The sequence below is a fragment of the Streptomyces sp. SID12501 genome (assembly GCF_010550245.1).
Lineage (GTDB): Bacteria > Actinomycetota > Actinomycetes > Streptomycetales > Streptomycetaceae > Streptomyces.
In genome coordinates this window covers 308,506-329,242 of record NZ_JAAGLU010000005.1, presented here as the reverse complement: position 1 = coordinate 329,242, position 20,737 = coordinate 308,506, and the positions used below count along the sequence as shown (strand labels likewise).

Here is a 20,737-nt window from a genome sequence, read left to right as displayed (position 1 = left end):
GTGCGAACTGCTGAACCACCGAGCCTAGAGACTTCCGCACCACTTCGGGAGGGGGCGTTCGGGGCAATCGGCGCACGCGGACGCCCGTTGCCCCTGTGTACCGGGGTTGTCAGACACGCACGGACAGGTACTCCGTCGGAATGACGGCCTCCCCGCGCGACAGCTGCGTCGCCGACAGCGGCAGGTTGGCGCGCGCGGTGGCATGCCGGTCCCGTACGACGTCCAGCGGCTCGCGGGCGATCACCCGGCCGCCCTTGACCAGCTCGACCAGCAGCTGCCGGTCGGCCAGCTCGACGGGCACCGGTCCCGTACCGATCACCTCGGCCTCCGCGATCCCGTCCCGGTCCAGTCGCCGGGCCGCCCACTTCCGGCCGCCGACGGACGTCTTGCCGCCGCTCGACTTCTTCGCCACCGGGACGAGCGGAGCCTTCGGGTCCGCCGACTCGGCGCGGGCCACCAACTTGTAGACCATCGAGCATGTCGGGTGGCCGGAACCCGTCACCAGCTGGGTGCCGACCCCGTACGCGTCCACGGGCGCCGCCGCCAGCGAGGCGATCGCGTACTCGTCGAGGTCCGAGGTCACGATGATCCGCGTCCGCCCGGCCCCCAGCTCGTCCAGCTGCTGCCGCACCCGGTGCGCGACGAGGAGCAGATCCCCTGAGTCGATGCGCACCGCGCCCAGCTCGGGCCCGGCGACCTCCACGGCCACCCGTACCGCCTCGGTGACGTCGTACGTGTCCACCAGCAGCGTCGTGTTCCGGCCCAGCGAGTCCACCTGGGCCTGGAAGGCGTCCCGCTCGCTGTCGTGGAGCAGAGTGAACGCGTGGGCGCTCGTCCCGACGGTCGGGATGTCGTAGCGGAAACCGGCGGCCAGGTCGGACGTGGTCGCGAAGCCGCCGATGTACGCGGCGCGGGAGGCGGCCACCGCGGCCAGCTCGTGGGTGCGCCGGGCGCCCATCTCGATCAGCGGGCGGTCACCGGCGGCCGAGGCCATCCGGGAGGCCGCCGCCGCGATCGCCGAGTCGTGGTTGAGGATGGAGAGGATCACCGTCTCCAGCAGCACGCACTCCGCGAAGGAGCCCTCGACCCGGAGCACCGGCGAGCCCGGGAAATAGACCTCGCCCTCGGGATAGCCCCAGATGTCCCCGCCGAAGCGGTAGGCGGCCAGCCACTCCAGGGTCTCCTCGTTGACGATCCGGCGCTCGCGCAGGAAGTCGAGGACGGCAGCGTCGAACCGGAAGTTCTCCACCGCGTCGAGCACCCGCCCGGTGCCCGCGACGACGCCGTAGCGCCGGCCCTCCGGCAGCCGTCGGGTGAAGGCCTCGAAGACCGACCGCCGGTCGGCGGTGCCCGCCTTCAGGGCGGCCTGGAGCATCGTCAGCTCGTAGTGATCGGTGAAGAGCGCCGTCGAAGGAACGTCCACCGGCAGCCCAAGGTCCGCTGTGTTCATAAGGAGGGATGCTACCCCCATCTCGTCACTTTGACGATTTCTGCTCGTGAGCGGCCCCGCCCCGGATCCCGTTTGGCTCGGGACCCCCTTGTGGTGGCAGCATGGGCCGGGTGACGTCACCCGCTCCCGTAGAGATCGAACGCACCGAGTCGGCGCAGGAGACCTTCGCCGTACCCGAGCCCGACGTCCCGTGGGTCACCATCGTCCACAACGACCCGGTCAACCTCATGAGCTATGTGACCTACGTCTTCCAGACGTACTTCGGCTACTCGAAGGACAAGGCCACCAAGCTCATGATGGACGTCCACCACAAGGGCCGGGCAGTCGTCTCCAGCGGCAGTCGCGAGGAGATGGAACGCGACGTGCAGGCGATGCACGGCTACGGTCTGTGGGCCACCCTCCAGCAGGACCGGAAGTAGCGAACTCACTCCATGCCAGGACACTTCGAACCGCTCCCCGGCGGCGGCGCGGCCGTCGCGCTCGACGACGTCGAGATCTCCATCATCCGGTCGCTGGCCGTCCAGCTCCTGGAGCTGATCGGCCCCGGCCCCGCCGAGGACGCCTCCGACGACCCGCTCGCCGAACTGTTCGCCGAGGGCCCGAGCGAGCCGCCCTCCGACCCGGTGCTCAAGCGCCTGTTCCCGGACGCCTACGGCGACCCCGTCGACGTACCGGCCTCGCCCGGCAAGGCCGAGGAGCAACGGGAGTACTCCGCCGAGTTCCGCCGGTTCACCGAGAACGACCTGCGGACCGGCAAGCGGGAGAACGCCCTCACGGTGATCCGCTCACTGGACGCCCTGACGCCGGCCGGCGACGGGGGCGCGGTGCTCAAGCTGGCCCACGAGGAGTCCCGGCAGTGGCTGGGCACACTCAACGACCTGCGCCTGGCGATCGGCTCCCGGCTGGACGTCATCGACGAGGAGGACACCGACCTCCTCTACCAGCTGCCGGACGAGGACCCCCGCAAGCCGATGGTGATGGCGTACCTGTGGCTGGGCGGGCTGCAGGAGACACTCGTCACCACGCTGATGCCCTGACGCTCCTACGCCCTGAGGCCTCGCCGGATTCCGGCATGTGGACCGTCCCGTACCAACCCTCGGTACGGGACGGCCCCTCTGCTTATCCTGGCCGGCATGCTGACCATCACCCAGGCCCTCATCGACCAGATCGTCGCCCACGCGCGCAAGGACCACCCCGACGAGGCATGCGGCGTCGTCGCCGGACCGGCGGGCACGGACCGCCCCGAGCGCTTCATCCCGATGCTGAACGCGGCCATGTCGCCCACGTTCTACGAGTTCGACTCCGGGGACCTGCTGAAGCTGTACCGCGAGATGGACGACCGCGACGAGGAGCCGGTGGTCATCTACCACTCCCACACGGCGACCGAGGCCCGCCCCTCCCGCACCGACATCTCCTACGCCAACGAGCCCGGCGCCCACTACGTCCTCGTGTCCACGGCCGACACGGACGGCCTCGGCGAGTTCCAGTTCCGCTCGTTCCGGATCATCGAGGGCGAGGTCACGGAGGAGAAGGTCAGTGTCGCGGAAGAGCACTGATCTCATCCAGCGGCCCGAAAATGTCCAGAGTGCGGGACAGGCCTCCAGGATCCGGACCGGGAATCGATACGATGAGCCCATGGTTCCCTACGACGTGAGTGAGAAGACGCCGGGCGCCCCGCTGCTCGTGGCGCGGCTGCACGTCGACCTGTGCAGGCTGGCCAGCGCCATCTGTTGACGCCGATCCCTGCTGCCGTACGGCCGTGAGCCGCGGCGCCTCACATGCATGACCTGCTGAAGAATGCTTTTCGCGCCGCCGCGCGCCCATCGACCCAACACTCCCGACAGGAGCCCGAGCCATGGCCATCGAGGTCCGCATCCCGACCATCCTCCGCACCTACACCGACGGCGAGAAGGCCGTCCCCGGTGCCGGGGAGACCCTCGCCGAGCTCCTCGCCGACCTCGAGACCCGGCACGCCGGTGTCCAGGCCCGCATCGTGGACGACGGAAAGCTGCGCCGCTTCGTCAACGTCTACCTCAACGACGAGGACGTCCGCTTCCTCGACGGCATCAACACCAAGCTCGCCGACGGCGACACCGTGACGATCCTGCCGGCCGTGGCCGGCGGCATGGCCTGATAGGCCCCTGGCACCCATGCGCTACGACTCGCCGCTGGCCGCGGTAGGCAACACCCCCCTGGTGCGCCTGCCGCGGCTGTCGCCGTCCGCCGACGTACGGATCTGGGCGAAGCTGGAGGACCGCAACCCCACCGGCTCGGTCAAGGACCGCCCCGCCCTGCACATGGTCGAGCAGGCCGAGAAGGACGGCCGGCTCACCCCCGGCTGCACGATCCTCGAACCCACCTCCGGCAACACCGGCATCTCCCTCGCCATGGCCGCCAGGCTCAAGGGCTACCGCATGGTCTGCGTGATGCCCGAGAACACCTCGCAGGAACGCCGCGAGCTGCTCGCCATGTGGGGCGCCGAGATCATCCCCAGCCCAGCCGCCGGCGGCTCCAACACGGCGGTACGCGTCGCCAAGGAGCTCGCCGCCGAGCACCCGGACTGGGTGATGCTCTACCAGTACGGCAACCCGGACAACGCGGGCGCCCACTACGCCGGCACCGGCCCGGAGATCCTCACCGACCTCCCCTCCATCACCCACTTCGTGGCCGGCCTCGGCACCACGGGAACCCTGATGGGCGTCGGCCGCTACCTCCGCGAGCACAAGCCGGACGTGAAGATCGTCGCCGCCGAGCCGCGCTACGACGACCTGGTGTACGGCCTGCGCAACCTCGACGAGGGCTTCGTACCCGAGCTGTACGACGCCTCCGTCCTCACCACCCGCTTCTCCGTCGGCTCGGCGGACGCGGTCACCCGCACCCGGGAACTCCTCCAGCAGGAGGGCATCTTCGCGGGCGTCTCCACCGGCGCCGCGCTGCACGCCGCGATCGGCGTCGGCAACAAGGCCGTCAAGGCGGGCGAGAGCGCGGACATCGTCTTCGTGGTCGCCGACGGTGGCTGGAAATACCTCTCGACAGGCGTCTACACGGCGGCCACGACGGAGGAAGCCATCGAGACACTGCAGGGCCAGCTCTGGGCGTAAGGGCCGCAAGGCACCAACAGGCCGTTCACGAGCCTGTTCCGCACTGCAAGCCTGTTCCGCACCACGAGCCTGTTCCGCACCACGAGGTGGCTACGTGGCGAGGTGTCGGACCTGGTCCCAGAGGGCCGGGTCCACCACCCCCACCCGCCGCCGGAACTCCCTCACCGGCAGGTCACGCAGCTCGTCCGTCTCCAGGAAGCTCGGCCGGCCCTGGGCGTCACCCACCGCACCCGGCGGCAGCGGGATCACTCCGGGCCGCTCGTCGTGGTACTTGCTGGTGATCTTCACGACCGTCACGCGCCGCCCGCGCACCGCGAGCACCAGACACGGCCGGTCCTTGCTCCCCGGCCCGTCCTCGAAGGGCACGTTCGCCCACCAGATCTCCGCGGGCCGGGGCCGCGCCGACCGCCCCCGTCGACCTTTCGGCCCCTCGGGCCGCCCCGGCGGCCTGCCCCCGCGCCTGGAGGGCCGATGCCCGCGTCCCCAGCCGTCCACCAGCGCCGCGACCAGCGCGAGCAGCACGACGGCCGCCAGGGCGAGCCACCATGACGTGTCCATACGGAAGACCGTACCGGCGCACTCCCCACGACGCCCGTGCTACCGGCGCTTCACGTCCAGCCGAACCGGTGACAGCACAGGTGAGTTCGCCCACAACAGCCCTTGGCGGAGGAGCGACGGGGGGTTTTGCGCCTTACGCTCGACAGCACCGCAAGAACCCCGTCACGTTCGTTTTGACGCTCCCCGCCCGCGGAGGTTTCTGCTTTATGAAGCTCACCGTCGTCGGCTGCTCTGGGTCGTTCCCGTCCGCGGAATCGGCCTGCTCGAGCTACCTCGTAGAGGCCGACGGCTTCCGGCTGCTCCTCGACATGGGCAACGGTGCCCTTGGCGAGTTGCAGCGCCACTGCGGTCTCTACGACCTCGACGCGATCTTTCTCAGTCATCTGCACGCCGACCACTGCATCGACATGTGCGCGTACTTCGTCGCACGGTACTACCGCCACGACGGCGGGCGCTGCGACCCGATCCCGGTCTACGGCCCCGAGGGCACCGAACACCGCCTCACCACCGCCTACGCCGACACCCCCACCGCCTCCTCCATGAGCGAGGTCTTCGACTTCCACACGGTCAAGCCGAGCACCTTCGACATCGGCCCGTTCACCGTCCACACCGAGCGGGTGCGCCACCCGGTGGAGGCGTACGGCATCCGCATCGAGCACGGCGGGAAGTCACTGACGTACTCGGGGGACACCGGCGTCAGCGACACGCTGGAGCAACTCGCCCGGAACACCGACCTGTTCCTCTGCGAGGCCGCGTTCACGCACGGCAAGGAGAACATCCCCGACCTGCACCTCAACGGTCGCGAGGCAGGCCTGACGGCGAGACGCGCGGGCGCGCGCAAGCTCGTCCTGACCCACATCCCCCCGTGGACCGACCCGCAGGTGAACCTCCTCGACGCACGCGAGGTGTTCAGGGGACCGGTGGAACTGGCGGCGCCGCGGGCGTCGTACGAGATCTGAGACCTGACGCCTCGTAGGGCGCACGAGGGCCCCGGAACCGACTCCTGCTCGGGTTCCGGGGCCCTCGTCATGCCGTACTCCTGTACGAGGGTGGCTCACGCCTTGGTGAGATCCTCGACCTCCTCCTCGGGCTCGCGGCCGGGGGTGGGGAGGTTCCACCTGGTGATCGCGAAGCGGAAGGTGAAGTAGTAGATCGCGGCGAAGACGAGCCCGATCGGGATGATCAGCCAGGGCTTGGTCGCGAGGTTCCAGTTGAGGAAGTAGTCGATCGCGCCGGCCGAGAAGCTGAAGCCGTGGTGCACGCCCAGGGCCCAGGTGACGGCCATGGACAGGGCTGTCAGGACCGCGTGGATGACGTACAGGACCGGCGCGATGAACATGAACGAGAACTCGATCGGCTCGGTGATGCCGGTGACGAACGAGGTCAGCGCGAGCGAGAGCATCATGCCGCCGACGGCCTTACGGCGCTCGGGCCGGGCGGTGTGCGTGATGGCGAGGGCGGCGGCCGGCAGCGCGAACATCATGATCGGGAAGAAACCGGTCATGAACTGGCCGGCGGTCGGGTCGCCGTGGAAGAACCGCGGCAGGTCGCCGTGCCAGACGGCACCGGAGGGATCCTTGAAGGAGCCGATCTCCTGCCAGGCCACCGTGTTGACGAACTGGTGCATGCCCACGGGAAGCAGCGCTCGGTTGACGGCACCGAAGATGCCCGCGCCCACCGCGCCGAGACCGGTCATCCACTCGCCGAAGTTGGTGATGACGTCGCCGATGGGCTCCCAGACCAGGCCGAAGAGGACACCGACGGCGGTGCCGATGAACGCCATCAGGATCGGAACCAGTCGGCGACCGTTGAAGAAGCCCAGCCAGTCGGGGAGCTTGGTGCGGTGGAAGCGCTGCCAGGTGACCGCGGCGATCAGGCCCATGATGATGCCGCCGAAGACCTTGGGGTCGTTGTAGGTGGCGGCCACGTCCGCGCCCTTGGTGATCTTCGCGTCGGAGATGGGGAACGCGGTCAGGACGTTCTTGTAGACCAGAAAGCCCACCAGCGCGGCGAGGGCGGTCGAGCCGTCGGACTTCTTGGCGAAGCCGATGGCTATGCCGATGCAGAACAGCAGCGGGAGGTTGGCGAAGACGGCGTCGCCCGCGGTGGCGAACACGTCCGCGACCTTGCCCCAGCCCAGTCCGTCCTTACCGAAGACATCGGGCTGGCCGAGGCGCACCAGGATGCCCGCCGCCGGAAGTACGGCGATCGGCAACTGCAGGCTGCGGCCGACCTTCTGCAGGCCCTGGAACAGGCCGGATCCCCTCTTCTTCGCGGGGACCGCCGCGGTGGTGGCGGTGCTCATACTTCCTCCAACGGGTGGAACATGGTCTACACCAGTCAGTGGTGTAGACCATGTTGTAGCACGGTGAAGGGCGCATAAGGAACCCGCGATTTCACAACAGATGCAGACTGGTGTAGACCAGTCGCGAACAGTGTGCGGACGATGCGCAGACCGCTCGCGAAGATCGGTCAACTGTGGGTTACTGCGACAAAGTGGCTCGGACCAGGGAGTACGACATGTCCACCAAGGCAGAGAAGATCGTCGCCGGACTCGGCGGCCTCGACAACATCGAAGAGGTCGAAGGCTGCATCACCCGGCTGCGCTGCGAGGTCATCGACCCCTCGCTGATCGACGACGCCGCCCTCAAGGCCGCCGGCGCCCACGGCGTCGTCAAGATGGGCACCGCCGTCCAGGTCGTCGTCGGCACGGACGCCGACCCGATCGCAGCGGACATCGAGGACATGATGTAGACCCCGGATCCGAACCCCCGTTCCCAGCACGGGCGTTCATCCCTGAAGGGCCCTTTCCCGGCACAGGAAGGGCCCCTTCCGCCGTTGCGGCTAGGCTCGTCGCCATGTCACGTATCGACGGCCGCACCCCCGAACAACTCCGCCCCGTCACCATCGAACGCGGGTGGAGCAAGCACGCCGAGGGCTCTGTCCTCGTCTCCTTCGGCGACACGAAGGTCTTCTGCACCGCCTCCGTCACGGAGGGCGTCCCGCGCTGGCGCAAGGGCAGCGGCGAGGGCTGGGTCACCGCCGAATACTCGATGCTCCCGCGCGCCACCAACACCCGCGGCGACCGCGAGTCCGTCCGCGGCAAGATCGGCGGCCGTACGCACGAGATCAGCCGCCTCATCGGCCGCTCCCTGCGCGCGGTCATCGACTACAAGGCGCTCGGCGAGAACACGATCGTCCTCGACTGCGACGTCCTCCAGGCCGACGGCGGCACCCGTACAGCCGCCATCACCGGCGCGTACGTCGCCCTCGCCGACGCCATCGCCTGGGCACACGGCAAGAAGCTGATCCGGGCCAGCCGCCAGCCCCTCACCGGCACGGTGAGCGCGGTGTCGGTCGGCATCGTGGACGGGGTGCCGCTCCTCGACCTCTGCTACGAGGAGGACGTACGCGCGGAGACGGACATGAACGTCGTCTGCACCGGCGACGGCCGCTTCGTCGAGGTCCAGGGCACCGCCGAAGCCGAACCCTTCGCCCGCGACGAACTCAACTCCATCCTCGACCTCGCGGTCGCCGGCTGCACGGACCTGGCGGCACTCCAGCGCAAGGCGCTGGACGAGGCCCTGGAAAGGTAAAGGGCACACCAAATAAGGTGGCGGTCGCGGGCAACCGCACCGCTGCTCCCGCGCGTCTTCAGAGGTACGCGGAACAAGCGGAACACGTAGAGAGACGGGCGTACGGCGATCTTGCGCTGCCGTACGCCCGACCAGCCAACGGAGGGACCCCGAACCATGCCCGTCAGCCGCCGACTCCACAACGCACGAGGACTCGGACAGGGGCGCCGTGTCACCGCCGTCGCCGCCACCGTGGCGGCCGTCGTGCTGACCGCCGGGCTCACCACCGGATGCGACGCCGTCAACAAGGCCCTGGACTGCGTCCAGACCGCCAACGCCGTCGCCACCAGCGTCTCCAACCTCCAGAACGCCGTCGAGAACGCGGCGAACGACCCGACGCAGGCGGACGAGGCCCTGTCGGCGATCGACAAGAGCCTCGCCGACCTCGGCGACAAGACCGACAACACCGACGTCAACAAGGCGGTCGACGACCTCAACAAGGCCGTGGACAACGTCCGTTCGGCCATCGAGGGCGGCGACCAGACCCCGGACATCAGCGGCGTCACGGACGCGGCGGGCGAACTGACGAAGGTGTGCACGTCGTAGACGGCGCGAGCGGCGTGACCGGGGTGATGTGACCGGCGTGACCGGCGTGACCGGCGTGAGAGGTCCCGGGTGAGCCCGGGATACTGGACGCCATGACACGCCTGATCCTCGCCACCCGCAACGCCGGAAAGATCACCGAACTGCGGCAGATCCTCGCCGACGCGGCCCTCCCCATGGACCTGGTCGGCGCGGAGGCCTACCCCGACATCCCCGACGTCAAGGAAACAGGCGTCACCTTCGCGGAGAACGCCCTCCTCAAGGCCCACGCCCTGGCCCAGGCAACAGGCCTACCGGCGGTGGCCGACGACTCGGGCCTGTGCGTCGACGTCCTCAACGGCGCCCCGGGCATCTTCTCGGCCCGCTGGTCGGGCCGGCACGGGGATGACCGAGCGAACCTGGAACTACTCCTGGCCCAGCTGTCGGACATCGCGGACGAACACCGGGGCGCCCACTTCGCGTGCGCGGCGGCCCTGGCGCTTCCGGACGGTACGGAGCGAGTGGTCGAGGGTCGGATGCGGGGCGTACTGCGCCACAGTCCGGTGGGCTCGGGGGGCTTCGGCTACGACCCGATCCTCCAGCCGGAGGGCGACACGCGGACGTGCGCGGAGCTGACGGCGGCGGAGAAGAACGCGATCAGCCATCGGGGGCAGGCGTTCCGGGGGTTGGTGCCGGTGGTGCGGGAGTTGTTGGGCTGAGCTGCGTGCACTGGAAGGTCTGGCTTACGGAAGTGGTAAGCCAGACCTTTCAAATGAAGGTCAGTGCGGCCTGAGGGATTCGAACCCTCACGGGATTGCTCCCATCGCGCCCTAAACGCGAGGCGTCTGCCGTTCCGCCAAGGCCGCTGACTGCCCGTCGTCAAGCACGACAGGCGGCTGTAAGTGTACGGCGAGCCATGGCTATCCGGCGAGCGGCATTCTCTGCTTCTGCCGACACCACGTATCTGTCAGCGCGTGGCAGTTCGGGCACAGGTACCGCAGATTCTCCTGGCGGTTGTCGTGCCAGTCCCCGTTGATGTGGTCGATCTGCAAAGTGATCGAGCGGCCCAGCCACTCACCAGGGTTGCCGCAGCTCTCGCACGCGTAAGGCACTCCGACCTCGTTCAAGGCCCGGTGGAGTTGAGTCCTGTTGGTCCGGCCTGCGTGGGCGGGTAGAAAGACCAGCACCCGGGGAGCGATGGGTGCGGGCGCAGGGGTATCGGCTCGACCCCAGGCTCGGCGCTTGAAGTGGGTTGTGTCGAGGCCGAGGCGAGCTGCCGTGCGACGGACTCGCCGGTGATTGATGTCGTTGACGTCCAAGCCGAGGCCGCGCATCACATCGGCATAGCTCGCGGAGCGCGGAACAAGGTCGCGAAGCTTGTCTTCGGGGATGGTCGCGCGCCGATGCGAGAGATGGTCCGTACTGACGCCCTGCGCACGCAGCATGCGGCTCAACGTCGCACGAGACCGGCTGTCGTCGGGTACGCCCAGGGCGCGCGCCACACCACGCACGCTGGTGGCGTCTGCCGCCGCCGCTCTCAGTTCCTCGGGGGTGAAGGGCAAGTCCAACTCCGCGCGATTCGCACCGGGGAAGTGGCTGATGTCGATTCCCGCGGCGTCGATGCGACGCCTGATGTGAGAAAGAGTTCCGGTAGCCGGGGTGGCGCCCAACTTCAGGGCCACTTCGCGTAGCGACGAAGAAGAAGTCGCGGCTTCCGCGATAGCGGCGTCCGGGTACTTGCGCCATGGGCTCCGCTTCACGAAATGCCCGGTGTCCAGTCCATGACCGGCGACTTTCTCCTGGAGCACGCGCCGCTGACCTCCGCTGGGCCGGAGACCGAGCCGCCGCATCAGGTCTGTCCAGTTACGTGCTTCGGCGACGATCGGCGCGAGCCGCTTCTTGCCGTATGGGTCTGTAGGTGGCATCGCCGGTACTGGTGCCGTCTCCATGCTGAATGTCCCCTCCATCTCCCGACCACCCGTTCGTGGTCTCGTACGGAGTAACGAACCGCTTATCGGACAGTCACGCCCAAAACGCGAAGCGGCCCGCACCGGAATTGAATCGGCACGGGCCGCGCGAGCAGCGGGAACGGGGTTTCAGACGCCCAGGTCCTTGATGATCTTCGCGACGTGGCCCGTCGCCCGGACGTTGTACAGGGCCTGGTCGACCTTGCCCTCCTCGTCCACGATGATCGTGGAGCGGATGACGCCGACGTACGTCTTGCCGTAGTTCATCTTTTCGCCGAAGGCGCCGTACGCCTGCAGGACCGTCTTTTCCGTGTCGCCGAGGAGGGTGACCTTCAGGTTCTCCTTCTCGCGGAACTTCGCGAGCTTCTCCGGCTTGTCGGGGGAGATGCCGATCACGTCGTAGCCCGCGCCGGCCAGGACGTCGAGGTTGTCCGTGAAGTCGCAGGCCTGCTTGGTGCAGCCGGGGGTCAGGGCGGCCGGGTAGAAGTAGACGATGACCTTGCGGCCCTTGTGGTCGGCCAGCGACACCTCGTTGCCGTCGGCGTCGGGCAGGGTGAAGGCCGGGGCCACGTCACCGGGCTGGAGTCGCTCGCTCATCCGTCAGGTCTCCTCGTACGTCCTCGTGCGTTCACGTGCGGCCACGTGAGTCCTTGAAAGGGTGCCGGGTCCGAGCGTAACCGGGGGTGCTGACAGTGCGGGCCGAGGCGGAACTGACAGACTGTCCGGAGCAATGCATCCAGCGGACTTCGGAGGGCGTACGGTGGCGGACACCTCGGACAGCAGCAGAACCCCGGCGCAGATCGAGGCGGACATCAGGCGTCGTCGCGAGACGCTGGCCGAGACGCTCGACGAGATCGGGGTGCGGGTGCACCCGAAGACGATCGTCGGCGATGCCAAGGCCAAGGTCGTCGCCGGCGTCGATCACACCCTCGGGCGCGCCTACGTAGGCGTCAACCGTGTCGTCGGTGACGTCAAGGGACAGTTCGTCGACGAGGACGGGGCGCCCCGGATCGAGCGGATCGTGCCCGTCGCCCTGGTGGTCGTGGGGCTGGTCGGGCTGCTCGCTCTGGGCACCCGGCGGCGCAAGGGCTGAAGAGGCAGGTAGGTTCGGAGTGTGAGCGCCAAGAGCAAAGAGCAGAGCACCCATCACGACAAGCTGCCGATCCGGATGCTGCACGACCGTGTGCTCGTGCGGCAGGACGCCAGTGAGGGCGAGCGGCGTTCCGGTGGCGGCATCCTGATCCCCGCCACCGCGGCCGTCGGCCGTCGTTTGGCCTGGGCGGAGGTCGTCGCGGTCGGGCAGAACGTACGTACGGTGGGGCCGGGTGACCGCGTTCTGTACGACCCGGAGGACCTGGCCGAGGTCGAGGTGCGCGGGGTCGCCTACGTGTTGATGCGTGAGCGCGATCTGCATGCCGTCGCGGCGGACCGGTTCGAGGGTTCCGAGGACTCGACAGGCCTGTATCTCTGAATCGCAGGCAATCGGGAGAGGGGCTGGTGACGACGGTCACCAGCCCCTCTCCCGTCGGTGTCGCAGTGTCGGTGTCAGTCCCGTCTCGACGTGCTCAGCGCGCCGGCCGCCACTCCTGACGTCGTTCCTTCCGTGGTGCCGCCCGTGTCGGTGGTGCCGCCGGTGTCGGTGGTGCCGCCGTCGGTCGTCGTGCCCCCGGTGTCGGTGGTGCCGCCGTCCGTCGTCGTGCCGCCCGTGTCCGTCGTACCGCCGGTGGTGGTGGTCCCGCCGGTGGTCGTCGTACCGCCGGTCGTGGTGGTGCCGCCCGTGGTGGTGGTCCCGGTCGTCGTCGTGCCGCCGGTCGTCGGGGTGCCGCCCCCCGTTGCCGGACCGGTCGTCGCGCCCGGGGTTTCCTGGCCGCCGTCGGTGGTGCCGCCGTTGTCCTGGCCGGCGTCCGTGCCGGGTTCGGACGACGGGTCGGCGGGCGGGAGTTGCTCCTCGTCGGCGCCCGGCTGGAGCTGGAGGTCGAAGTCCTTCGCCTTCTTGCCCTTCAGGGCGGCCTTCGTGAACTGGGCCCAGATCTCGGCGGGGGCGCCGCCGCCGTTGACGCGGTCGAGGCCCATCGCGCCGTACAGCGACTTGTGCTTGCCGGTGACCGGGTCCTGGCCCATGACCGAGACGACCGTCGCGAGGTCGGGGGTGTAGCCGGCGAACCAGGCCGCCGTGTCCTCCTCGGCGGTGCCGGTCTTGCCTGCGGCCGGGCGGTCGGCAGCCTGGGCCGCTGTCGCCGTGCCCTGCTCCACCACGCTCTGCAGGACCGCGGTGGTCGTGTCGGCGGCCTCGCGCGTCACGACCTGCTTGGTCTCCTGCTTGCGGAGGGTCACCGCGCCCTCGTCGCCGTCCTTGGTGATCTTCTCGATGATCGTGTACGTGCCGTGCTTGCCGTGGTTGGCGAGCGTGGCGTACGCCTCCGCCATGTCGAGGACGCTGGCCGTCGACGTGCCGAGCGCGATCGACGGGTACGGGTTGAGGTCGGGGGTGTCGGACGGCAGTCCGAGGTCGATGGCCGTCTGTTTGACCTTCGCGGGGCCGACGTCCACGGCCATCTGCGCGTACACAGCGTTCACGGACTTGTCCGTCGCCGTGCGGACGGTGATGTCGCCGTACGAGTACTGGTCCTCGTTCTCGGGGGCGTACTCGCCGCCGTTCCAGCCCTCGACCGGGCGCTCGTTGGTGCCGTCGTAGTACGTGTTCGGGGTGATCGTCTGGCCGTCCTGGGTCTGCGAGCCGTTCTGGACGGCCGAGGTGAACACGAACGGCTTGAAGGTGGAGCCGTCCTGGTAGTCGCGGCGGGTCGCGTTGTTGACGTACTGCTTGGTGTAGTCGATGCCGCCGTACATCGCGAGGACCTTGCCGGAGGCCGGGTCGATGGCTACGCCGCCCGCGCGGACGTAGTTGTCGACCTTGTTCTTCTTCTTGTCGAGTTTCTTCATCACCTTGTCGTTCACCGCCTTCACGAAGGCGTCCTGCTTGGACTTCTGCAGGGTGGTGGTGATGCGGTAGCCGCCGGCCTGGAGTTCGTCCTCGGTGAGGATCTTGTTGTCGAAGAGGTAGTCGTTGACCGCCTTGACCAGGTAGCCGCGCTGGCCGGACATGCCCGTCGAGACGATCGACTGCTTCGGCTCGGGGAAGGTGATGGCCTTCCGCGCCGACTCCGTCAGCCAGCCCTTCGTGACCATGCCGTCGAGGACGTAGTTCCAGCGGGCGAGCGCGGCCGGCCTGTTCTCGGGGTGGGCGATCACGTCGTATTCGCTGGGCGCGTTCAGCAGTGCGGCGAGGTAGGCGCCCTGGCCGGCGGTCAGTTCGACGGCGTCGACGCCGTAGTAGGCCTGGGCGGCGGCCTGCAGGCCGTACGAGTTGCGGCCGACGTAGCTGGTGTTGAGGTAGCCCTCAAGGATCTCGTCCTTCGACTTCACCCGGTCCAGCTTGATCGAGATGAAGAACTCCTTCACCTTTCGGGTGACGGTCTGCTCCTGCGCGAGGTAGTAGTTCTTCACGTACTGCTGGGTGATCGTCGAGCCGGACTGCTTGCCCTTGCCGGTCGCCGTGTTCCAGGCGGCGCGGAGCATCGCCTTGGGGTCGATGGCGGACTCGGTGTAGAAGTCGCGGTCCTCGGCGGCCAGTACGGCGTGCTGGGCGTCCTTGGAGATCTGCGCCAGCGTCACGTTCTCCCGGTTGACCTCGCCGTCGCGGGCGAGCTGGCTGCCGTCGGCGTAGAGGTAGATGTTGCTCTGCTTGGTGGCTGCCGCGTTCGCCGCCGGGATGTTCACCATGTAGTAGCCGAGCGCGAACAGGGCGATGATCATCATGGTCCCGAGCACGAACGCGCTGAGCACGAACCGCCAGGTCGGGACCAGCCGCCGCCATCCGGCCCGCCGGGGACGCCTGGGCTTCTTGGCTGTCCCTGGACTCGCGGCCGTCCCTGGGTTCTCGGGCGTCCCGCCCTCCACCACTTCGGGTTGCGCGTCTCCTTGGACGACGGGCGGTACGGCGGGTGGCACGACGGGCTGTACGACCGTCTGCTCGGGTTGTGCGTCGGGTTCCACGTCGGCCTCGGCGGCGGGCGGTACGACGGGTGGCGCAACGGGTGGCACAACGGGCTGTACGACCGTCTGCTCGGGCTGTGCGTCGGGTTCCACGTCGGGTTCTCTGGGTGCCGAGCCCTGCGTCGGCTGCTGCGGCTCTGGCTGGTCGCTCATGTCGTGCACGGACTCCTGTTTCGCGTCGTACGTTCCCGTACGACCTCATTCACCACTTCAAACGTTTTCTGCGCCCCCTCTTGAAGACTGTCGCACCCGGCGATCAGTTCCCTGACCTCGGCACGCGTCCTGCCCGAAAATGCGTGGCGGGCCGGGGAGTGGGCGGACTAGGCTCCTGCGCTTCGGTCCGGACGCGTTGGGGAAGGCTGGTGTCGTGGGTTCTGGGCGGTTGTACGCGGCCGTCGCGGTGGGGGGTTTCCGACGGTATGCCACCTATCGGGCGGCCACGCTGGCGGGGGTGTTCACCAACACCGTCTTCGGCGTCATCCTCGCCTACACCTACATCGCCCTGTGGGACGAGAGACCGCACCTCGGCGGGTACGACCAGTCCCAGGCCCTCACCTATGTCTGGCTGGCCCAGGCGCTGCTGACGACCATGTGCGTGATGGGCACGGGCTTCGAGGACGAGCTGATCGAGCGTATCCGTACGGGTGACATCGCGATCGACCTGTACCGGCCGGCCGACCTCCAGCTGTGGTGGCTGGCCCAGGACATGGGCCGGGCCCTGTTCCAGTTGCTGGGCCGGGGGCTGATCCCGCTGGCGTTCGGTGCCTGGCTCTTCGACCTGACGCTCCCGGCCTCGCCGCTGACCTGGCTGGCGTTCCTGGGCGCGGTCGCGCTCGGGATACTGGTGAGCTACTCGTTCCGGTTCCTGGTGGCGCTGACCGCGTTCTGGCTCCTGGACGGCGCGGGCATCATCCAGATGGCGTGGCTCGCGGGTGTCTTCTGCTCGGGCATGGTGCTCCCGCTGAACGTCTTCCCGGGGCTGCTCGGCGAGATCGTACGGGCCCTGCCGTGGGCGGCGTTGATCCAGGCGCCGACGGACATCCTGCTGGGGGAGGCGGATCCGCTGGGCACGTTCGCGTTCCAGGCCGGGTGGGCGGTGGCGCTGCTGGCGGCGGGGCGTCTGTTGCAGGCGGTCGCTACTCGGCGGGTGGTGGTTCAGGGTGGGTGACGTGGGTGACGTGGGTGACGTGGGCGCGGGCGCGGGCGTAGGCGTTGACGGCGCGGTGAAGACCGGTGTCCGTGTCCGGGGTGAGCGGTGGACCGGCGCCGACTGGGACGACGGGCCGCTCGGTCGCCGGGAGCGCATGCTCGACGGCGTACGGGCCTATCGGATGATCGCCGCGATGTGGATCCGGTCCACGATGGCCTACCGGGTCTCCTTCGTGATGACCACGTTCGGGAACTTCGTGGCGACCGGCCTCGACTTCCTGGCGATCGTGCTGATGTTCTCCCAGATCGACCGGCTCGGCGGCTACTCGCTGCCCGAGATCGCGTTCCTGTACGGGCTGTCGGCGGTCGCGTTCGGGATCGCCGACCTCGTCGTCGGGTCGATGGACCGGCTGGGGCGCCGGGTCCGTGACGGCACCCTGGACACGCTGCTCGTCCGGCCGGCGCCGGTGCTCGCGCAGGTCGCCGCCGACCGGTTCGCGCTGCGCCGCCTCGGCCGGATCACCCAGGGCCTGCTGGTGCTCGGCTACGCCCTCACGGCCCTCGACGGCGTCCACTGGACGGCGCTCAAGGTGCTGCTGATGCCGGTGATGGTGCTCAGTGGCGGGGCGATCTTCTGCGCGGTGTTCGTCGGGGGCGCGGCTTTCCAGTTCGTGGCGCGGGACGCCTCCGAGGTGCAGAACGCGTTCACGTACGGCGGCGCCACGCTGTTGCAGTATCCGCCGGGCCTGTTCGCGCACGACCTGGTGCGCGGGGTGACGTTCGTCTTCCCGCTGGCCTTCGTCAACTGGCTGCCCGCGCTGTACGTGTTGGGCCGCCCCTATCCGCTCGACCTGCCGGAGTGGGTGGCGTTCCTGCCGCCGCTGGTGGCGGCGGGCTGCTGCGCGCTGGCCGGGCTGGCCTGGCGGGCGGGACTTCGTTCGTACCGGAGCACGGGGAGTTAGGGCACGTGGACAGTCACAGTCGCAGTCACGTGGACGGTCGTTTCGCGGACGGTTCGTCCAACGAGTCCTTCAACGAGTCCTTCAACGAGTCCTTCATCGAGCTGGACGGTGTCGAGAAGGTCTTCGACGTGCGCAAGAAGACCGGGTTCATGAGGAGTGAGCGGCGGGAGGTGCGGGCGGTCGACTCGATCTCCTTCCGGGTGGCGCGCGGGGAGATGGTCGGCTACATCGGCCCGAACGGCGCCGGGAAGTCCACGACCATCAAGATGCTGACGGGCATCCTCACCCCCAGCGGGGGCCGGCTGCGCGTCGCAGGCATCGACCCGTCCCGTGAGCGCACGCGTCTCGCACGGCGTATCGGGGTGGTGTTCGGGCAGCGTACGACGCTGTGGTGGGACCTTCCGCTGATCGACTCGTACAACCTGATGCACCGCATGTACCGCATCCCGGACGCCCGTTACCGGGAGAACCTCGACCGCTGTGTCGAACTCCTCGAACTGGCCGACCTGTTGGACGTACCGGTCCGCCAGCTGTCCCTCGGTCAGCGGATGCGGGGCGACATCGCGGCGGCCCTGCTGCACGATCCCGAGGTGCTGTACCTCGACGAGCCGACGATCGGCCTGGACGTGATCTCGAAGGCCCGGGTACGGGAGTTCCTGCGCGAGCTGAACGCCGAGCGCGGTACGACGGTCCTGCTCACCACGCACGACCTCCAGGACATCGAGCAGCTGTGCTCGCGGGTCATGGTCATCGACCACGGCCGGCTCATGTACGACGGCCCGCTGACCGGCCTGCACGAGGTGGGCGACAGCGAGCGGACCCTGGTGGTGGACCTGGAGCGCGAACTGCCGCCGATCGAGGTGCCGTCGGCGCGGGTCGTACGGGTGGAGGGCCCGCGTCAGTGGCTGGCGTTCCCGGCGTCGGAGTCGGCGGCTCCGCTGGTCGCGCGGATCGCGGCGGAGTATCCGCTGGTCGACCTGTCGGTGCGGGAGCCGGACATCGAGGCCGTGATCGCGAAAATGTACGCCGAGCAGGCCGAGAAGTCGGGGAAGGCGGCCCCGTAGGCTCCCTCGCGGAGATCTGGCAGAACCTCGTAGGCTGCGTGCATGACGGACGACCTTCCGGAGCTGCGCGCTTCCGACGCCGATCGTGAACGAGTCGCCGAGGTACTGCGGGACGCTGTTGCGGAGGGCCGGCTCGACATGGCCGAGTTCGAGGAGCGGCTGGAAGCGACCTACCAGGCACGTACGTACGGTGAGTTGACGCCGATCACCCGTGACCTGCCCGGGGCCGGGGTGAGCGCGCCCGCTGTGAGCATGGTCAAGCAGCCGGTGGGGGACGGGAGTTGGCCGGACCGGATCGTCGGGGGCGAGGGGTCCTCGCGGTGGGGTGTCGCCATCATGGGCGGGTTCCAGCGCAGGGGGCGCTGGACGGTGCCGCGGCAGTTCAACTCGTTCGCCTTCTGGGGCGGCGGCGAACTCGACCTGCGCGAGGCGAACTTCGCGGACCGTGAGGTGGTCCTCAACTGCGTCGCGATCATGGGTGGCGTGAATGTGCTGGTGCCGCCCGGTGTCGAGGTCGTCGTACGCGGCATCGGCATCATGGGCGGCTTCGACCACAGCCAGGAGGGGGTGCTGGGCGACCCCGGCGCACCCCGGGTGATCGTCCAGGGCTTCGCCTTCTGGGGCGGCGTCGGAGTGACCCGCAAACTCCCGAAGGCGGAGCGCCAGCGCCTCAAGGAGGAGCGGCGGCAGGAGAAGCTGGAGCGGCGGGACGGGCGAGGGGAACTGGACGGCTCGGGGTCGGATCACAGGTGACCCGGGGCGGCTCGGTGCCTGTGAACTCCGGGCGACTGAGGCGCCCCTTTTAGGGGCGCGGGGAACTGCGCGACAAGCCACGACGGACCCGCACCCGAAAACGCACCCCACACCGCGCACCCGCTAAAGCTCCGCCGGAACCGCGCCCTTCAGGTCCTCCAGGTCGAACACATCCCCCATCCGCGCGTACCCCTTGTCGCTCGGATGCAGGTGATCCCCGGAGTCGTAGTCGGCCCGGAACCGCCGAGGGTCGTACGGATCGCGCAGCGCCTTGTCGAAGTCCGCGTACGCGTCGAACACCTGCCCACCCCGGATCTCCGCGTTCACGGCCTGCCGCAGCTCCTCCGTGGTCGCCGAGTACCCGTGGAACCCCCCGAACGGCATCAGCGTCGCCCCCACCACCCTCAGCCCCTGGCGGTGCGCGTCGTCCACCAGCTCACGCAGCCCGGAGACGATCGAGGACGCCCGCAGGTCCTTGGGGTCGCGGGCGCGCAGGATGTCGTTGACGCCCAGGTCGATCACGACCACCTTGACGTTCGTACGGCCCAGGACGTCCCGCCCGAACCGCGACAGTCCGCTCGCGTTGGGCGCCGGCACACCGACGCCGCCGTGCCGCAGGACGCGGTTGCCGCCTATGCCCTGGTTGACGACGCTGTAGCGGGGCACGTCCGCGCCGGACTGTGCCGCCGCGTGCAGCCGGTCGGCGAGGACGTCGGGCCACCGGCTGTTGGCGCCCACGCTCGACGTGCTGCCGGCGGTGAGCGAGTCGCCGAGGGTGACGACCGTGCCGTTGGCCTGGTCGCTGAGGACGTCGAGGGCGGTGACGTACCGCCAGGCCTCGGTCCGCTCGGTGTACGCCGTGGCGTGCGGGTCCTCGGTGCGGTCGCCCGCTGCGGAGTACGAGATCTGCCGGGCGCGCGGATGGTAGGTGACCGGGCCGGACGGGACCGAGGCGTATGTCGTCACCAGGACGTCGCTGTCGCGCGGGACGACGATCCGGACCGCGTCGCTGACGATCTGCTGCCCGGCCGGGACGGTCACCGACGGGCTGCCGCCGAAGGTGAGCCGGCGCATGGTGCCGGCGTCGGCGGCGGCGCTGTTCTCGGCGGCGGCGACGGCGACCGAGGCGTGGGCGATGGTCAGCGGCTGCTTGCCGTAGAGGTTGGAGAGCGTGACGCGGGCACTCGTACCGCCGGCCGCCGTGTGCACGACGTTGCGCAGGGAGCGGCCGGCCAGGCCCCGCACCTCGGTGCCGGGCTCGCCCTCGACGGGGGAGGCGGCCCAGGTGCCGACCCAGGCGCCGGTGGACGCGGGGGCGACGTCGTTGCCCGAGTCGCCGCGAGCCTGGCTGACGGACCGTGTGTTCCGGCTGCTGCTGTCGTCGAGGGTCGCCCCGACGTATATGGCGGCCGACATGGCCACGACGAGCGTGATCATCGCGGCGAGCAGGCCATAACCGTGGCGCCTGGTCATGGGATGCGTGACTCCTCGTACGGCGGGGAGCGTGGGGCTCCGGTGGG

24 protein-coding genes and 1 tRNA gene are annotated in these 20,737 nt (G+C 69.1%); 17 read left to right on the top strand and 8 right to left on the bottom strand.

Features of this window, described 5'->3' with window-relative positions:
- Positions 1 to 109: 109 nt before the first annotated feature.
- Positions 110 to 1,450, bottom strand: a complete 1,341-nt coding sequence (locus G3I71_RS08125) for a nicotinate phosphoribosyltransferase (RefSeq protein ID WP_164313217.1) — start codon at positions 1,448 to 1,450, stop codon at positions 110 to 112.
- A gap of 101 nt (positions 1,451 to 1,551) precedes the next feature.
- On the opposite strand from G3I71_RS08125, the gene clpS reads away from it, so the two are divergent.
- The 6 genes from clpS to G3I71_RS08100 all read left to right on the top strand — a co-directional run bounded on the left by clpS (position 1,552) and on the right by G3I71_RS08100 (position 4,551).
- Positions 1,552 to 1,869, top strand: a complete 318-nt coding sequence (gene clpS, locus G3I71_RS08120; protein ID WP_164313216.1) for an ATP-dependent Clp protease adapter ClpS — start codon at positions 1,552 to 1,554, stop codon at positions 1,867 to 1,869.
- A gap of 12 nt (positions 1,870 to 1,881) precedes the next feature.
- Positions 1,882 to 2,487: a DUF2017 domain-containing protein gene (locus G3I71_RS08115; RefSeq protein WP_164313215.1), complete on the top strand. Its 606-nt coding sequence runs from the start codon at positions 1,882 to 1,884 to the stop codon at positions 2,485 to 2,487.
- A gap of 96 nt (positions 2,488 to 2,583) precedes the next feature.
- Complete coding sequence (locus G3I71_RS08110; RefSeq protein WP_164313214.1) at positions 2,584 to 3,006, top strand: Mov34/MPN/PAD-1 family protein; 423 nt, start codon at positions 2,584 to 2,586, stop codon at positions 3,004 to 3,006.
- Positions 3,007 to 3,085: 79 nt separating this feature from the next.
- A complete protein-coding gene (locus tag G3I71_RS52640; protein ID WP_343242884.1) occupies positions 3,086 to 3,184 on the top strand; it encodes a putative leader peptide in 99 nt (32 codons plus the stop codon).
- Positions 3,185 to 3,305: 121 nt separating this feature from the next.
- A complete protein-coding gene (locus tag G3I71_RS08105) occupies positions 3,306 to 3,584 on the top strand; it encodes a MoaD/ThiS family protein (protein ID WP_164313213.1) in 279 nt (92 codons plus the stop codon).
- A gap of 16 nt (positions 3,585 to 3,600) precedes the next feature.
- Positions 3,601 to 4,551, top strand: coding sequence for a PLP-dependent cysteine synthase family protein (locus G3I71_RS08100; RefSeq protein WP_164313212.1), 951 nt, complete (start codon positions 3,601 to 3,603; stop codon positions 4,549 to 4,551).
- A gap of 90 nt (positions 4,552 to 4,641) precedes the next feature.
- On the opposite strand, the gene G3I71_RS08095 is transcribed toward G3I71_RS08100, so the two are convergent.
- The gene (locus G3I71_RS08095; protein WP_164313211.1) at positions 4,642 to 5,109 is read right to left on the bottom strand and encodes a type II toxin-antitoxin system PemK/MazF family toxin; all 468 of its coding nucleotides are present in this window, start codon (positions 5,107 to 5,109) and stop codon (positions 4,642 to 4,644) included.
- 206 nt (positions 5,110 to 5,315) lie between these two features.
- Here G3I71_RS08095 and G3I71_RS08090 point away from each other — a divergent pair, with 206 nt between their 5' ends.
- On the top strand, positions 5,316 to 6,068 hold the full coding sequence (locus tag G3I71_RS08090; RefSeq protein WP_164313210.1) for an MBL fold metallo-hydrolase: 753 nt from the start codon (positions 5,316 to 5,318) through the stop codon (positions 6,066 to 6,068).
- A 95-nt stretch (positions 6,069 to 6,163) separates the two neighbouring features.
- On the opposite strand, the gene G3I71_RS08085 is transcribed toward G3I71_RS08090, so the two are convergent.
- Positions 6,164 to 7,414, bottom strand: coding sequence for a PTS transporter subunit EIIC (locus tag G3I71_RS08085; protein WP_164313209.1), 1,251 nt, complete (start codon positions 7,412 to 7,414; stop codon positions 6,164 to 6,166).
- 191 nt (positions 7,415 to 7,605) lie between these two features.
- Between G3I71_RS08085 and G3I71_RS08080 the strand changes: the two genes are divergently transcribed.
- The 4 genes from G3I71_RS08080 (at position 7,606) to rdgB (ending at position 9,985) form a co-directional block, all read left to right on the top strand.
- Entirely contained in the window at positions 7,606 to 7,863 is a 258-nt protein-coding gene (locus tag G3I71_RS08080; protein ID WP_343242883.1) for a PTS glucose/sucrose transporter subunit IIB, read from the top strand.
- Positions 7,864 to 7,967: 104 nt separating this feature from the next.
- Positions 7,968 to 8,705 carry a ribonuclease PH gene (rph, locus tag G3I71_RS08075; RefSeq protein ID WP_164313207.1) on the top strand — a complete coding sequence of 246 codons (738 nt, stop codon included), beginning with the start codon at positions 7,968 to 7,970 and terminating at the stop codon, positions 8,703 to 8,705.
- A gap of 156 nt (positions 8,706 to 8,861) precedes the next feature.
- Positions 8,862 to 9,290, top strand: coding sequence for a hypothetical protein (locus G3I71_RS08070; protein ID WP_203729611.1), 429 nt, complete (start codon positions 8,862 to 8,864; stop codon positions 9,288 to 9,290).
- A 92-nt stretch (positions 9,291 to 9,382) separates the two neighbouring features.
- On the top strand, positions 9,383 to 9,985 hold the full coding sequence (gene rdgB / locus G3I71_RS08065; protein WP_164313206.1) for an RdgB/HAM1 family non-canonical purine NTP pyrophosphatase: 603 nt from the start codon (positions 9,383 to 9,385) through the stop codon (positions 9,983 to 9,985).
- Positions 9,986 to 10,049: 64 nt separating this feature from the next.
- On the opposite strand, the gene G3I71_RS08060 is transcribed toward rdgB, so the two are convergent.
- From G3I71_RS08060 to bcp, 3 genes are all read right to left on the bottom strand, one after another.
- Positions 10,050 to 10,132: transfer RNA gene (locus G3I71_RS08060), tRNA-Leu, on the bottom strand.
- A 54-nt stretch (positions 10,133 to 10,186) separates the two neighbouring features.
- Positions 10,187 to 11,215: an HNH endonuclease gene (locus G3I71_RS50250; protein ID WP_239148996.1), complete on the bottom strand. Its 1,029-nt coding sequence runs from the start codon at positions 11,213 to 11,215 to the stop codon at positions 10,187 to 10,189.
- 147 nt (positions 11,216 to 11,362) lie between these two features.
- Positions 11,363 to 11,830 carry a thioredoxin-dependent thiol peroxidase gene (gene bcp / locus G3I71_RS08050; RefSeq protein WP_164313205.1) on the bottom strand — a complete coding sequence of 156 codons (468 nt, stop codon included), beginning with the start codon at positions 11,828 to 11,830 and terminating at the stop codon, positions 11,363 to 11,365.
- Positions 11,831 to 11,993: 163 nt separating this feature from the next.
- On the opposite strand from bcp, the gene G3I71_RS08045 reads away from it, so the two are divergent.
- Positions 11,994 to 12,326 carry a DUF3618 domain-containing protein gene (locus tag G3I71_RS08045; protein WP_164313204.1) on the top strand — a complete coding sequence of 111 codons (333 nt, stop codon included), beginning with the start codon at positions 11,994 to 11,996 and terminating at the stop codon, positions 12,324 to 12,326.
- Positions 12,327 to 12,347: 21 nt separating this feature from the next.
- Positions 12,348 to 12,704, top strand: coding sequence for a co-chaperone GroES (locus G3I71_RS08040; RefSeq protein WP_164313203.1), 357 nt, complete (start codon positions 12,348 to 12,350; stop codon positions 12,702 to 12,704).
- Between the two features lie 74 nt (positions 12,705 to 12,778).
- Here G3I71_RS08040 and G3I71_RS08035 read toward each other — a convergent pair whose 3' ends face one another.
- Positions 12,779 to 15,442, bottom strand: a complete 2,664-nt coding sequence (locus tag G3I71_RS08035; RefSeq protein ID WP_239148995.1) for a transglycosylase domain-containing protein — start codon at positions 15,440 to 15,442, stop codon at positions 12,779 to 12,781.
- Between the two features lie 214 nt (positions 15,443 to 15,656).
- Here G3I71_RS08035 and G3I71_RS08030 point away from each other — a divergent pair, with 214 nt between their 5' ends.
- From G3I71_RS08030 to G3I71_RS08015, 4 genes are all read left to right on the top strand, one after another.
- The gene (locus tag G3I71_RS08030) at positions 15,657 to 16,457 is read left to right on the top strand and encodes an ABC-2 family transporter protein (protein WP_164313202.1); all 801 of its coding nucleotides are present in this window, start codon (positions 15,657 to 15,659) and stop codon (positions 16,455 to 16,457) included.
- A 136-nt stretch (positions 16,458 to 16,593) separates the two neighbouring features.
- Entirely contained in the window at positions 16,594 to 17,400 is an 807-nt protein-coding gene (locus G3I71_RS08025) for an ABC transporter permease (protein ID WP_164313263.1), read from the top strand.
- Between the two features lie 95 nt (positions 17,401 to 17,495).
- Positions 17,496 to 18,464: an ATP-binding cassette domain-containing protein gene (locus tag G3I71_RS08020; protein WP_164313262.1), complete on the top strand. Its 969-nt coding sequence runs from the start codon at positions 17,496 to 17,498 to the stop codon at positions 18,462 to 18,464.
- A gap of 42 nt (positions 18,465 to 18,506) precedes the next feature.
- Positions 18,507 to 19,217, top strand: a complete 711-nt coding sequence (locus G3I71_RS08015; RefSeq protein WP_164313201.1) for a DUF1707 domain-containing protein — start codon at positions 18,507 to 18,509, stop codon at positions 19,215 to 19,217.
- Between the two features lie 123 nt (positions 19,218 to 19,340).
- On the opposite strand, the gene G3I71_RS08010 is transcribed toward G3I71_RS08015, so the two are convergent.
- Positions 19,341 to 20,690 carry an SGNH/GDSL hydrolase family protein gene (locus G3I71_RS08010; protein ID WP_164313200.1) on the bottom strand — a complete coding sequence of 450 codons (1,350 nt, stop codon included), beginning with the start codon at positions 20,688 to 20,690 and terminating at the stop codon, positions 19,341 to 19,343.
- Positions 20,691 to 20,737 lie beyond the last annotated feature (47 nt).

Coding starts and splice junctions, on each gene's coding strand:
- G3I71_RS08125 (WP_164313217.1), bottom strand. CDS start 1,450: ATGAACACAGCGGACCTTGGGCTGCCGGTGGACGTTCCTTCGACGGCG.
- clpS (WP_164313216.1), top strand. CDS start 1,552: ATGGGCCGGGTGACGTCACCCGCTCCCGTAGAGATCGAACGCACCGAG.
- G3I71_RS08115 (WP_164313215.1), top strand. CDS start 1,882: ATGCCAGGACACTTCGAACCGCTCCCCGGCGGCGGCGCGGCCGTCGCG.
- G3I71_RS08110 (WP_164313214.1), top strand. CDS start 2,584: ATGCTGACCATCACCCAGGCCCTCATCGACCAGATCGTCGCCCACGCG.
- G3I71_RS52640 (WP_343242884.1), top strand. CDS start 3,086: ATGGTTCCCTACGACGTGAGTGAGAAGACGCCGGGCGCCCCGCTGCTC.
- G3I71_RS08105 (WP_164313213.1), top strand. CDS start 3,306: ATGGCCATCGAGGTCCGCATCCCGACCATCCTCCGCACCTACACCGAC.
- G3I71_RS08100 (WP_164313212.1), top strand. CDS start 3,601: ATGCGCTACGACTCGCCGCTGGCCGCGGTAGGCAACACCCCCCTGGTG.
- G3I71_RS08095 (WP_164313211.1), bottom strand. CDS start 5,109: ATGGACACGTCATGGTGGCTCGCCCTGGCGGCCGTCGTGCTGCTCGCG.
- G3I71_RS08090 (WP_164313210.1), top strand. CDS start 5,316: ATGAAGCTCACCGTCGTCGGCTGCTCTGGGTCGTTCCCGTCCGCGGAA.
- G3I71_RS08085 (WP_164313209.1), bottom strand. CDS start 7,414: ATGAGCACCGCCACCACCGCGGCGGTCCCCGCGAAGAAGAGGGGATCC.
- rph (WP_164313207.1), top strand. CDS start 7,968: ATGTCACGTATCGACGGCCGCACCCCCGAACAACTCCGCCCCGTCACC.
- G3I71_RS08070 (WP_203729611.1), top strand. CDS start 8,862: ATGCCCGTCAGCCGCCGACTCCACAACGCACGAGGACTCGGACAGGGG.
- rdgB (WP_164313206.1), top strand. CDS start 9,383: ATGACACGCCTGATCCTCGCCACCCGCAACGCCGGAAAGATCACCGAA.
- G3I71_RS50250 (WP_239148996.1), bottom strand. CDS start 11,215: ATGGAGACGGCACCAGTACCGGCGATGCCACCTACAGACCCATACGGC.
- bcp (WP_164313205.1), bottom strand. CDS start 11,830: ATGAGCGAGCGACTCCAGCCCGGTGACGTGGCCCCGGCCTTCACCCTG.
- G3I71_RS08035 (WP_239148995.1), bottom strand. CDS start 15,442: ATGAGCGACCAGCCAGAGCCGCAGCAGCCGACGCAGGGCTCGGCACCC.
- G3I71_RS08025 (WP_164313263.1), top strand. CDS start 16,594: ATGCTCGACGGCGTACGGGCCTATCGGATGATCGCCGCGATGTGGATC.
- G3I71_RS08015 (WP_164313201.1), top strand. CDS start 18,507: ATGACGGACGACCTTCCGGAGCTGCGCGCTTCCGACGCCGATCGTGAA.
- G3I71_RS08010 (WP_164313200.1), bottom strand. CDS start 20,690: ATGACCAGGCGCCACGGTTATGGCCTGCTCGCCGCGATGATCACGCTC.